The sequence below is a fragment of the Shewanella sp. 10N.286.48.B5 genome (assembly GCF_002874355.2).
GTDB lineage: Bacteria > Pseudomonadota > Gammaproteobacteria > Enterobacterales > Shewanellaceae > Shewanella.
Genome location: NZ_MCVG02000001.1, coordinates 3,204,522 through 3,217,698 on the forward strand (window position 1 = coordinate 3,204,522; position 13,177 = coordinate 3,217,698).

Annotated in this window: 7 protein-coding genes; 4 read left to right on the forward strand and 3 right to left on the reverse strand. The window is 43.0% G+C overall.

All coding sequences use genetic code 11. The annotated features are described in order from the left end of the window. Positions 1-28: 28 nt before the first annotated feature. Entirely contained in the window at positions 29-3,736 is a 3,708-nt protein-coding gene (locus tag BCU57_RS13690) for a response regulator (RefSeq protein WP_102436668.1), read from the reverse strand. Between the two features lie 321 nt (positions 3,737-4,057). Further along, complete coding sequence (locus BCU57_RS13695; RefSeq protein WP_102436666.1) at positions 4,058-5,452, reverse strand: PhoH family protein; 1,395 nt, start codon at positions 5,450-5,452, stop codon at positions 4,058-4,060. 356 nt (positions 5,453-5,808) lie between these two features. Here BCU57_RS13695 and rapA point away from each other — a divergent pair, with 356 nt between their 5' ends. Together rapA and BCU57_RS13705 are read left to right on the forward strand one after the other, a co-directional pair. After that, positions 5,809-8,715: an RNA polymerase-associated protein RapA gene (gene rapA / locus BCU57_RS13700; RefSeq protein WP_102436664.1), complete on the forward strand. Its 2,907-nt coding sequence runs from the start codon at positions 5,809-5,811 to the stop codon at positions 8,713-8,715. Positions 8,716-8,871: 156 nt separating this feature from the next. After that, a complete protein-coding gene (locus BCU57_RS13705) occupies positions 8,872-9,744 on the forward strand; it encodes a DUF3530 family protein (RefSeq protein WP_102436662.1) in 873 nt (290 codons plus the stop codon). A gap of 200 nt (positions 9,745-9,944) precedes the next feature. On the opposite strand, the gene BCU57_RS13710 is transcribed toward BCU57_RS13705, so the two are convergent. Then, the gene (locus BCU57_RS13710; protein ID WP_102436660.1) at positions 9,945-10,751 is read right to left on the reverse strand and encodes a crotonase/enoyl-CoA hydratase family protein; all 807 of its coding nucleotides are present in this window, start codon (positions 10,749-10,751) and stop codon (positions 9,945-9,947) included. Between the two features lie 380 nt (positions 10,752-11,131). On the opposite strand from BCU57_RS13710, the gene BCU57_RS13715 reads away from it, so the two are divergent. Together BCU57_RS13715 and BCU57_RS13720 are read left to right on the forward strand one after the other, a co-directional pair. Then, complete coding sequence (locus BCU57_RS13715) at positions 11,132-12,127, forward strand: response regulator (protein WP_102436656.1); 996 nt, start codon at positions 11,132-11,134, stop codon at positions 12,125-12,127. A gap of 88 nt (positions 12,128-12,215) precedes the next feature. Continuing rightward, positions 12,216-13,175 carry a GGDEF domain-containing protein gene (locus BCU57_RS13720; protein ID WP_102436654.1) on the forward strand — a complete coding sequence of 320 codons (960 nt, stop codon included), beginning with the start codon at positions 12,216-12,218 and terminating at the stop codon, positions 13,173-13,175. The last annotated feature ends 2 nt before the right edge of the window (positions 13,176-13,177 follow it).

Here is a 13,177-nt window from a genome sequence, read left to right on the forward strand (position 1 = left end):
GGCGACTTAACTGACGCCATTATTGTTGTTATTTTTGCTGCTGATTTTTATAGTCAATCCAATGCTCTAAGGTATCAAACAATTCATTTAATACTATCGGCTTGGTGATATGGGCATTCATGCCCGCTTGAATACTTTTCTCTCTGTCACCAGACATGGCGTGGGCCGTCATGGCAATAATCGGCATTTGCTCTGTAGTGTAACGCTTACGTAATTCTCTGGCAGCAGTCAAGCCATCCATGACCGGCATTTGAATATCCATCAATACGGCATCAAACGGACGAGTATCGATCATATCTAGTGCTATTTGACCATTATCAGCCACTTCAACTTCATAACCGGCGCTTTTAAGTAGCTCGGTGGCTACCTGCTGATTAATAAAGTTATCTTCAACCAGCAAGACTAATCCGGTTTGTTTGGCAGCTTCGGAATCCTCTTCAACCACAGGCGCTACATTCAATTGAGGCTCAGCGGCAAAGGCGCCAATAATCTCATCAAACAAGGCTGATGCTTTAAAAGGCTTTTGCAAAACAGCAAACACACGACTGACATCAAACTCGGCCTCTAACGGCTCAGCACTATAAGCGGTCATTAAAATAATCACCGGACGCTTTTTAATCCGCCCATCAGCAACCATTTCATCAATGATATTAATCACATCGCCGCCGCCCATTTCAGGCATCATCCAATCAAGCAATAATAAATCTATTGGGCTGTGGGCTAAAACATCTAGTGCCTGTGCACCACTTTGCGCGGTTTTCACCCCAAAGCTAAAGTCGCGCATCACGGTGGAATATATCTGCAAAGCACTTGGGTTATCATCCACCACTAAGGTAGTTAAGTTATTTAACTGCTTTGGCACCACCAATGGCTCAACCACATTTTCTTCAGCAATTTCAAAACTAATGGTAAAGCTGAAAGTACTCCCTTGATTGGGCTCTGATTCAACGGCCATGGTGCCGCCCATCAGCGAGACTAAATGCTTACTAATAGACAGGCCTAATCCGGTACCACCATATTTTCGAGTGGTAGAACCATCAGCTTGGGAGAAGGCATCAAACAAGTTCGCTTGTTGCTCTTGGCTAATACCAATACCGGTATCGCGTACCCAAAACTTAAGGGTAATACGGTGATCTCGCTCGCCTACATCTTCACAGCCCAGTTCAATCTCACCATTTTGAGTAAATTTAACCGCGTTAGATAATAAGTTAACTAAAATTTGCCCTAAACGCAGAGGGTCACCACTGAGAATTAGCCCAGCGGTAACCGGGGCATATAGTAGTAACTCAACGCCTTTTTCTTGAGCCTTTTGCGCATTCATATCAATGACATGATCAAGCACTTTATCCAGTGGGAATGACACCCTTTCAAGCTCTAATTTACCCGCTTCAATTTTAGAGAAATCCAAAATATCATTAATAATGCGCAGTAATGACTGAGCAGAGAATCCCGCTTTATTTAAATAATCTTTTTGCTGAGCGGTTAACTGAGTTCGCAGCGCCAATTGCAACATACCGATAATGGCATTCATCGGTGTACGAATTTCATGGCTCATATTGGCCAAGAATTCACTCTTATACATGTTGGCTAACTCAGCATCTTGCTTAGCTTCAAGCAAGGCCACTTCGTTACTCTTTTGGCGGGTAATATCTTTATGCGTACCCAGCATTCGCTTAGACTGACCATCGGCAGCAAACTCCACTGCTCGGCCCCGAGACAGCACCCAATGATACTTTCCAGATTTAGAGCGCATACGGTATTCAATCTCATAGGTTCCTTTGGGCTTTAGCGCATATGCACTTCGATACTCTTCGACTCGCATGCGATCGTCTGGGTGAATAAGTGCATCCGTTGCTGAAATAAGCGCTGGAAATTCGTTCGGCTTATAACCTAGCATTGAATAAAATGCGGGGTTACAAATCAGCTGCTCTGAATCTAAATACCAATCCCACAAGCCATCTTCTACTGCATCCATGGCTAAATGGTAACGCTCTTCAGATAATCGTAATTGCTCAGCCGATTCATATTCACGGGTGACATCACGCCATACTGAAATAAGCCCTAATAACTCGCCGCGGCGGTTATAAAATGGCAGTTTTAAGGTATCGAGCAGTACCGTTTTACCACCAATATCGGCTTTTTCTTGATAACGCATCAGTGAGCGTTCGGTTAATACTTTTTGATCTTCTTCGCGGCTACGCACGCCTTGATCGTAACTGGTATCAAGGGACAATTGCCCGATCATGTCACTTTCTTTGCAGCCCAGCATGTACTCAGCCGATTTATTACAGCCTAAATACTTACCTTCTTTATCTTTGTAAACAATCGCCTCTGGGATTGAGTCAATCAATGAGCGTAATAGTGCAAACTCACGTTCTCGGCGCTCAGTAGTATCGCGCAAACGTTGGGTGCGCCTTGCGACTAAGTTATCCAGACGTTTATTTTGCTCGGCTAGATGACCGGTATATTGTTTGTTCTCTTCAAAAATACGACTCACCAGCAAGAACCACGGCTCCCAACCTTCAGTGATTTTTTCAGGTGGCGATTTAGGCTCGCGAGAACACTCTTCCAAATGGGTCAATAAACGTGAGGCAGGGTTAACGAATGAGCGGCGAGTTTGCCAGTGAACAATGGTCACCAGCACTGACAAGGCGAAAACCACCAGTAAGAAACTCACTTTTAACTTATCCCAAGCGTCTTGGAATAACAGGTCTTCATCTTGCAGATATAGCAAGCGCCATGGCGGGTTTTGCAGCGCGACTGAGTGAATATAGTAGCCGTTGCGCAGTATGCCATCATGGGCATCGAACATTTCTGATTCAGGCAAAGAATGCAGCTCTGACGGAATGCGCTGACTGATATGATAAACCCGGTTCATATCGCTGGCTTCAAAATCACTGTGGGACAATATATTGTTATATTGATCCAGCAAAATCACTGTACCCGGCATTTTAAAATACATCCGCATTTGCTTAGCTAACGATGCCAAAGTCATGTCTAAATTGATTGAACCAATAAACTCATCTTCAAGATATACTGGCAGACCTAGGGTGGTTAACAAACCTTGATCGGCTAAATCTACATAAGCTTCACGCCAAAAAACACTGCGCTGCGGATTCATGGCAGGAGTAGCAAGTTGGAATTGTTTTTTATTAAGCAGCTCTTCTCGAAAACGGTACTCGTCATTGGTCCACGGAAATGACGACATGATCCTTTGTTTGGATATGTAATAAATCGAAGAAGCTTTAGGGGCGGCCTCTTTCGCAACAGGGAAAGACAACGACAGCTCAAATAGCATTTCTAATTCTTGATAAAACCTGTCGCTGCGGCCATCAAGGGTACCCATACCGGTAATGCGCCCCATATTGGTAAAGGGCTCACCACTAGTGGCATAACTTGGCTCTAAGGTAAAAAATTGACCATCTTCATTGAATTTTTCGTATTGAGGTAAGCGATCTTTACGGACTAACTCGCCTAAACGTAAGTTATCTACGGCGACGTTACGTAAGCTTTTTACTGCACGGATACTCGACTCCAGCAGTAAATCAATTTGCAAGACATGACGCAATACTTGCTCTTCACGCTCTTTAATTAGCTGGGTTTTTTCACGCTCAAACAATACCCATGCCGATAAAAGTGCCATAACAATTACACCAATATAAGTATAAAAAACGGCTCGGTTATACTTTCTTTGAATAAGCGATTTTAATTGTAATTCTGGCTCGGTCGATTTCATTGAAAACCCTTTGGCTTTTCTTAGCAGCGTAGATATTTAATAAGGTAAAAAAGGAGGTACGCTAACAATGTCTATTTATGCATATTATCAGGAACATATTCGCAATCACACGAATAAATGTTCACAAAACATGACTAATTTATTTTTCACTCCATTCCACTAAAAACATAGCAAAAATCTGACCATTATTCTTGGCAATAACCCGTAAACTGGCCGCTTACATAAAAGGCGCGTTAAAAGAGCTCGTTGAAACAGATTGCTTAAAAATAAAAAATGGCCACCTAACAGGTAGCCATAAACGGTACTTTAAAGCAGAAGTGCTTATAAGTTCTCTTCAGCAAACTCTGCTAAGCGAGATCGCACCACACCATTAAGGTAAATATTGGCACTGCCGTCAAAGTCTTTAAAACGCTCCACAATATAGGTTAAACCTGATGTCACCGCCGTCAAATAGGTTGAGTCTATTTGCGCCAAGTTACCACAACACACTAGTTTGGTGCCCTCGCCCATGCGGGTGATCATGGTTTTGATTTGTGATGCGGTCAGGTTTTGGCATTCATCTAAAATGACCACTGAATTTTGAATCGAGCGGCCACGCATAAAGTTAATCGATTTAAACTGCACGTTCGCCTTCTCCATGATGTAGTTCATGCTGCCGGTGGGGTTAACATCATTTTTATGCAGCACCTCAAGGGTATCAGTAATTGCCGCAAGCCAGGGCGCCATTTTTTCCTCTTCGGTGCCAGGTAAAAAACCGATGGACTCGGCAATTTCAGGGGTGTTACGGGTTACAATGACTTTTTCGTACTGGTTTTGCTCAACCACCAGCTCAAGCGCAGCCGCCATGGCAATTAAGGTTTTACCACAACCGGCGGGGCCGGTGAGGATCACTAAGTCAATATCTGGATCTAGCAAAGCATTTAACGCCATCCCCTGATAAATATTCTTAGGTTTAACACCCCAAGCTTGCAAATGATTAAGCCTTTCGCGGCCATAATCGATGATATTAAGATGTGTTGCGGTTTTGCTGGCAACCTTGCCGCAAAAATCAGAGGTTTCATCGATAAGGTATTGATTACTGTAGAAGGGCTCGTTACCTACGGCATCGATATCCACCTGATGGACGACTTTGCCAGCTTCTCTATCAGTAGAGACTTTATCCACCTTGTCCCAAAAATCACCGTCAAACTGATAAAAGCCTTTCGCCAAAAAGCGAATATCATCAATTAACTGATCGGTGCGATAGTCTTCAACTCGCTCAATACCCGCCCCTTTAGCTTTAAGGCGCATATTAATGTCTTTGGTGACTAATACGACCTGACGAGGCTGATGCAGATTTTGTAGATGAAGTGCGGTGTTAATAATACGATTATCGTTATTATCGCCTGGCAGAGCGCCAATGATAAAGTCGATTTGATGGTCGGGGAAAATAGATAAACTACCTGATACGTCTAAATGTCCTTCGCGGCTTGGGAGTGCAACGCCGTTTAGAATTTGTTCCGGCGAGGTCTTACCGCCAAGTATGTCTTCCAATGCCCTAATCGCGACCCGGGCATCACGGCTAATATCGTGCTTTCTATCCTTTATATTGTCTAATTCTTCTAACACAGTCATGGGAATTATTACGTCATGTTCTTTAAACGAATATATCGCTAAAGGTTCATGTAGTAACACATTGGTATCCAGTACAAACAACTTTCTGTCGTCTCGTTCCATGGCGCCTCCAGAGTGCTCAATACAAAATGTAACTATGGGATTAAAGCAATATAAACTCCTGTTCATAAGCTGGATTAATCGAATCATCATGATTGATTTTCAACCAAACTTAAATTTACTATGCCAGTAATTATATCAAGTCTCAATATCATTTTATTGATTAAAGGTTCGAGTTTAAGTTGTTAAAGTTGGCACTGAGATGACACCAAGATGACACTAAGATGTCAAAAATTCGCTGGCGTAAAAGTGAAATTCCTTCAGATGAATATTTAAATCACTGCTAGAATTTAAATTGAGTAGCGTTTGGTATAACATACGCGCCCTTTGTGTTTATCCGTCCCGAATGAGAGTAAAAAATGCCGTTTTCTTTAGGTCAACGCTGGATTAGTGATACCGAGTCAGAACTTGGTTTAGGAACTGTGGTTGCTGTTGAAGGCCGTATGGTGACAGTATTGTTTCCTGCCGCCGATGAGAACCGTTTGTTCTCCCGCAGTGAAGCGCCATTAACTCGTGTAATTTTTAATCCCGGTGACTCCGTAGAAAGCCATGAAGGCTGGAGCCTAACCATCAGTGAAGTCGAAGAAAAAGATGGTTTAGTCACCTATGTTGGTATCCACAGTGAGACCAACGAGACGGTACGTCTGCGTGAAACCTTACTAAACCACAACATTCGTTTTAATAAACCACAAGACAGATTATTTGCCGGTCAAATTGATCGTCTAGAGCGCTTTGGTATTCGTTACCAAAGCCAAATGCTACGCCATAAACTTGCCACCTCAGATTTGCTTGGGCAACAAGGCCCACGTGTTGGTTTAATTCCACATCAACAGTGGATTGCCCATGAAGTCGGTCGTCGCTATGCCCCTAGAGTACTTTTAGCCGATGAAGTAGGTTTGGGTAAAACCATTGAAGCTGGCCTTATTATCCATCAACAATTATTGACTGGCCGTGCTGAACGTATCTTAGTGATTGTGCCTGACACTTTGCGCCATCAGTGGTTAGTTGAAATGCTGCGCCGCTTTAACTTACGTTTTTCTATTTTCGATGAAGATCGCTGCGTTGAAGCCTATGCCGATAACGACAACCCTTTTTACACTGAACAATTAGTCATTTGTTCATTAGAACTATTACGTAAAAAGCGCCGTTTAGAACAAGCTGTCGATGCCGATTGGGACTTAATGGTAGTGGATGAAGCCCATCACCTTGAGTGGAGCGAAACCGCCCCAAGTCGCGCTTATCAAATCGTAGAAGCCTTAAGTGAAGAAGTGCCTGGAGTGTTATTGCTCACGGCAACGCCAGATCAATTAGGCCATGAAAGTCACTTTGCTCGTTTACGATTACTGGATCCAGATCGCTTCTACGACTACAACGCGTTTCTTGAAGAAGAAAAAAGCTATCAAAGCGTTGCCGAGGCCGCCGAAGCATTAGCTGCCAACGACAAGTTAGCTGACAGTGCTGTTGTCAGCTTAACCGAATTACTCAGCGAGAAAGACATCAGCGCAAGCATTAAGCTTATCCAAGCAGATGATGTCGATGCTGACGCCCAGCAAGCTGCCCGCGCTGAGTTATTACAAGATTTACTCGACCGTCACGGTACTGGCCGCATTTTATACCGTAACAGCCGCGCCTCTGTCAGTGGCTTCCCGACCCGTATTTTTAATCCGCATCCACTGGCTATGCCGCAAGAATACGTCACGGCTGAGCGCGTTAATGCCATGATGGGATCGAAAAAATCAGCTCAAGATCAAGCTAAGCAATCTCTAAGCCCTGAAAAACTGTATCAAGCCTTTGAAACCGATAGTGCCAGTTGGTGGAAGTTTGATCCGCGAGTCGATTGGTTAATTGAATTCTTAAAAGATAATCGCAGTAAAAAAGTGCTGATTATTGCTAGCCAAGCAGAAACGGCATTAAGCCTTGAAGAAGCACTGCGCACCCGTGAAGGTATTCAGGCAACCGTTTTCCATGAAGGGATGTCGATTATTGAACGTGACAAAGCCGGCGCGTACTTTGCCCAAGAAGAAGGCGGCGCTCAGGCGTTAATTTGTTCTGAAATTGGCTCTGAAGGGCGTAACTTCCAATTTGCGAGTCAATTAGTGCTATTTGATTTACCGCTCAACCCTGACTTACTTGAGCAACGTATTGGTCGATTAGATCGTATTGGTCAGCAAAATGATATTCAAATTCATTTGCCATACCTTGAAGACACCGCCCAAGAAAGACTGATGCATTGGTATCATCAAGGCTTAAACTCATTTGAACTTACCTGCCCAAGTGGCCATGTATTGTTCAATGAATTTGCTGATGAGCTAATGAACGTACTCAACGATGACAACCCAGAGCTAATGACAGCGCTGCTTAACGGTACCCAAAGCCGTTACCAAGCACTTAAGCAAGCGATGGAGCAAGGCCGCGATAAGCTGTTAGAGATTAACTCCCATGGCGGCGAGCAATCTAAAAAGTTAGTTGAACGCTTAGCGGAGCGAGACTCAGATACCCACTTAATTGGTTCGGTGATCCGCTTGTGGGACATTATCGGTGTGGATCAAGAAGATCGCGGCGAGAACTCAATCGTATTACGCCCAAGTGAGCACATGCTATTCCCATCGTACCCAGGTCTGCCTGAAGATGGTATTTCTGTGACATTTGATCGTGAAACTGCCCTATCACGTGATGATATTGCCTTTATCTCCCAAGAGCATCCATTAGTGCAAACGGCGTTAGACTTAATCACTGACTCAGAAACCGGAACCACCAGTGTTGCAGTGCTTAAAAACAAAGCCTTACCTGCTGGAACCTTGTTCCTTGAGTTAATTTACATGGCTGATGTTTCGGCACCTAAGTCATCACAGCTTTATCGCTATATGCCACCAACCCCTATCCGAGTGTTATTGGATAAAAGTGGCCAAAACTTAGCTGACAAAGTCGATTATAAGAGCTTTGATAAACAGTTAAGTGCGGTTAACCGTCATATTGCCAGTAAGCTTGTGAATGCATCACAACCTATTTTGCACCCGTTACTGGCAAAAGGTCAGCAACAGGCTGAAATAGAATTAGCCAAACTGGTTGAGCAAGCCCGTGAAAAAATGACCACCCAGCTAACTAGTGAGTTGACCCGACTTGAAGCGCTAAAGGCCGTGAATCCGAATATTCGAGATTCTGAAGTGGATTTTATTCGCAATCAAATGGCTGAATTAAATGGCTATATTGATGATAGTCAATTCCAACTTGACGCTATTAGAATGGTATTAGTTAGCCACGTATAATACACTGCTAACTCGAAGCAAAAAGCCCTGAACTTCAGGGCTTTTTTGTATCTATTTTTTGTCATTGTTTTAAGTGTTTAGCGTAAACATAAGCTCATAAACATAAGCGCACAAGCCTATAGTGATGACATCGCAAGATTCGTTAAGGAAGCCACATTGCTGCTAAAGCCTCTGTTTGTTTTATCTGTTACCAGTCTTTTTAGCCTCAGCCTTTTCTGTCACAATGCTATGGCAGCCAGTGAGTTGCCTACTGCTAATGCTGGAAAACAATTTATCAGCGTCCAAGATCAACAACAGCCAGTTTGGGTCAAACCTTGGCAAGGCCCGCACCAGCGCGGCGCAGCTATTATCGTCGGTCCAACCGATTCCCCCGCCAGTGGCAGTGGCCTGATTCGCTATTTACGTGATGAGATCCCCGCATTTGGCTGGGCAAGCTTGAGCATAAAACCCACTGAAGGTTTATACCGACCAAATTTTGCAACTGACGCCGAAGAAATTCCCAAAGCCGGTGAAGCGCAGTTAACCCTGAGTCGTCACCAGCAAGCCCCCAAATTTAGCTCAAACCAACTACTTGAACTGCGTAACTTTCAGCAAGAACTTATGGTGGACAGTCTCGACCAATTGCAAGCTATTGAGGCGCAGTTCCCAGGAAAAAGACTATTAATCGTCACCGATGATAGTGCGGGCATGGTCATTAACTTACTTTTTGAAGCTAAGCTAGCCAAGCCCGACTTATTAGTGGTGATCAACCCCTATCGTGAATATGAGCAGATTATTGCGCCGCAACATCGCGGTTTATCCATTGCCCAACAGCTCAGAGAAATCGATATCCCAATACTGGATCTGCAATCAGCCGATGCTCATCAAATATCTATGACTGAAAGTGCTAGCAGAAAAGCACTCAATAAAGCTAAATCGAGCCAGTATTACCGCCAATATCAATTAGCGCTTAATCTCGATAATCAAAGTGGTTGGGAGCAAGTACTGCATCATATTGCAGGCTTTAGTAAAGTCATTACCGCACGATAAAAAGGGCCAGCATATTGCTGCCCCTTAATGGCTATTTGCTTATTTTAAGACTGAGTAATAAAGCGTATTTTCAATTTTTTCAATAACATCGCATAATAATCAATCTCCAATGGCCTTTCAGCTATTCACTAAATTTGTGTAATGCAGTATTGGCCGCACTAGTCTAAAAGCTGATTAACTCACAACTGACTCGCTCATTATCACCACCAAGGCTGACGAGACTGATAAGCTTGCTCGGTTTGCTTTATTTCACGATTAGCGGCAATGATACGGTTTTTACCCGCTAACAGGCGAACTTGGCTTAAAGACTCACGACTTAATAACCGCCTTGTTGAGGCTGACCAACTATGATTAATGCTCATTTTAATGGCCGCATTCACATCAGGAGAGCGGGTCATAAACTGCTCGGCAAGCTCAATAGCACGCTGCAATGGCTGTGAACTTTTCTCGGTCACTAAACCAAAATCTAGCGCCTGTGCGGCTGATAGCACTTCTGCGCTATAGGTAATTTTTAAGGCCTTATCTTTGGGCATCACCTGTCTAAGCGCTGCCAGTCCTGCCATATCAGGCACTAAGCCCCATTTTGATTCCATAATAGACAGCTTGGCATCATCACTTGCAATACGAATATCTGCCCCTAGCGCAATTTGCATACCGCCACCAAAACAGCAGCCATCTAATACTGCAATCACAGGGATGGGTAAACGCTGCCAGCCAATAGACACCCGCTGGGCTAAGTTGGCATTACCTGGTAGCCATTTGAACAGCAATTTGGCAATCATGGAGGGGGATTTAGCAATCGCTTTAACATCTAAGCCCGAAGAGAAATTACCATCGGCGCCGGATAATATGACCGCATTAATTTCGCTATCTTTTCTAATATTTTTAATGGTTTTATCAATGGCTTTAAACATTTCATAATTGAGCGCGTTATATTTATCTGGTCGGTTTAGCGTCACAAAAGCAATACCGTTTTGTTTTTGTAACGCCACTAACTTCTTATTCATTGTTCATCCTTAATATAAATAATAACTGGTCAGTCCAGAAGTTACGTTAGCATAAATTGGCTTACTGGCGAATAGTTAAGCTAATTTGATATTCTTCATAAGCAGCTAAAACTACAACAATATACATGTTCCCGCAGGAACAAAAGTACCGTCAAAATTCAGATTTACTGAATTTAAGAGCATTTTTTCGTTAAACGCCAAAAAATTGTCGATTTTTGGTGCGAAAAGTCAGCAATAAGTTGTAGTATGTTTGCCCATAAAAAGTAACATTACTCATCGACTCATTTTTCTTGTTTAATCGGAGTTCGTTTAAGTGCTCGATCGAGTAATAGCTAATGCATTCAAAATAATAATACCCTGTAAAAGGATCTGCTGTAGCCATGACTATTCCTATTTTAATCTGTGATGACTCAGGATTAGCCAGAAAACAAATGGCGCGAACACTTCCCAAACATTGGGATGTTGAAATCAGTTACGCCACCAATGGTGAAGAAGGCTTGGAGGTGATCCGTCAAGGAAAAGGGGAAATTGTCTTTCTCGACCTTAATATGCCCGTCATGGATGGCTATGAAGTACTAGAAGCCATTCAGCGAGAAGACTTGCCCGCCTTAGTCATTGTGGTCTCTGGTGATATTCAATTAAAAGCCCATGAGCGAGTAAAAGCCCTTGGCGCATTAGATTTTATTCAAAAGCCGGTTAGTGCTGAGTCCATCAGCAATATCTTAGAAGAATACGGCATTTTAACTTTAGCCCTTAAACAATCAACCAATGACACGCCGATGTTTAAAGTTGATTTACGTGACGCTTGCCAAGAAATTGCCAATGTCGCCATGGGCCGCGCTGCCGACTTATTAGCGAAACTACTCGATGTTTTTGTAAAACTGCCAATCCCCAACGTCAATGTTTTAGAAGTCAGCGAACTGACCATGGCACTTAAAGCCACCGAAGAAAGCTCGAAGATTTCTGCATTATGCCAAGGTTTTATTGGCGCTGGGGTTGCTGGTGAGGCGTTATTACTGTTCCATGACTCAAGCTTTGCTGACATGGCTAAACTCATGGGCCACAGTGATCCTGAAGATGCTAACAATGAAATTGAAGTGCTCATTGATACTGGTAATGTGCTTATTGGGGCATTCTTGAATGGCATTTCAGAGCAGCTTGATATGAAATTTAGTCAAGGTCACCCCGTTGTACTTGGTCGCCACTGCACGGTAAATGAGCTTATCCATGACAACTCAGAAAAATGGCAACGCACCCTTGCCATGGAAATCAATTATCAGATTGAAGACCACAATATTCAGTGTGACTTATTACTGTTATTTACGGAAGACTCAATCCCTACATTGAATGCAAAGCTTCACTATATATTTGAATAGATTAAGATAATAATCATATAAACAGTTAGTTAATTGCAATGACTTAACATTGCACATAAAAAGAATAATACAATACGGATGTTAGAGCATGGCTACTGATCAAAGCGCAATGAACGAGCTACACTGGCTTATTGATATGGTACAAACCATTGAAGTTGGCTTGGTGGTGTTAGATCGTGACTACAATATCCAGCTTTGGAATGGTTTCATGGAAAACCATAGCGGTGTGTCACCTAACAGTATTAAAGGTCGCAATCTTTTTGAAGCGTTTAACGATTTACCCTCTGAATGGCTTAAGCAAAAAATGGAGTCGGTATTTCTACTCAAAAACCGATCTTTCATCAGCTGGGAGCAGCGCCCTTATGTCTTCCAGTTTAAAAATTATCGCCCGATCACTGGCCGCGCTGATTACATGTACCAAAACATTACTTTGCTGCCACTGGCGTCGCTAACGGGTGAAATCACCCATATTAGTATTATCGTTTATGATGTGACTGATATCGCCATCAATAAATTACAGCTAAAATCAGTCAATGAGCAACTAGAAACACTCAGCCAAACCGACAGCTTAACCCAGTTGTATAATCGCCGTCATTGGCAAGTTTGCTTTGAAAAAGAATACGAGCGCTTTGCCCGTTATGGTGAAAAAGCCAGTATGATAATGATTGATATCGATCATTTTAAAGCCATCAATGATAAATACGGCCACCCTGCAGGTGACAAAGTCATTCAAAGCCTCGCCAACATATTAAAGCAATCATTACGTGAAACTGATTTTGCCGGCCGCTATGGCGGTGAGGAGTTTGCGGTAGTATTGACTTATACCACCGCTGCTGAATCAAAATACTTCACTGAGCGACTGCGTAAAAAAGTCGAAGCCTCGCAAGTGGTTTATAACAATCAAATCATTAAAATGACCATCAGTATTGGCGTTAATGATTTATCCTCTGCCACCACTAGCAGTGTAAGTTGGTTATCTGGCGCCGATAAAGCTTTATATCAATCGAAAGAAAATGGCCGTAATCAAACCACGGTATTTGAAAAATAACC

Excerpts from the sequence above, each read along its gene's own strand:
- BCU57_RS13710 (WP_102436660.1), bottom strand. The coding sequence starts at position 10,751 with ATGAATAAGAAGTTAGTGGCGTTACAAAAACAAAACGGTATTGCTTTT.
- BCU57_RS13695 (WP_102436666.1), bottom strand. The coding sequence starts at position 5,452 with ATGGAACGAGACGACAGAAAGTTGTTTGTACTGGATACCAATGTGTTA.
- rapA (WP_102436664.1), top strand. The coding sequence starts at position 5,809 with ATGCCGTTTTCTTTAGGTCAACGCTGGATTAGTGATACCGAGTCAGAA.
- BCU57_RS13715 (WP_102436656.1), top strand. The coding sequence starts at position 11,132 with ATGACTATTCCTATTTTAATCTGTGATGACTCAGGATTAGCCAGAAAA.
- BCU57_RS13720 (WP_102436654.1), top strand. The coding sequence starts at position 12,216 with ATGGCTACTGATCAAAGCGCAATGAACGAGCTACACTGGCTTATTGAT.
- BCU57_RS13690 (WP_102436668.1), bottom strand. The coding sequence starts at position 3,736 with ATGAAATCGACCGAGCCAGAATTACAATTAAAATCGCTTATTCAAAGA.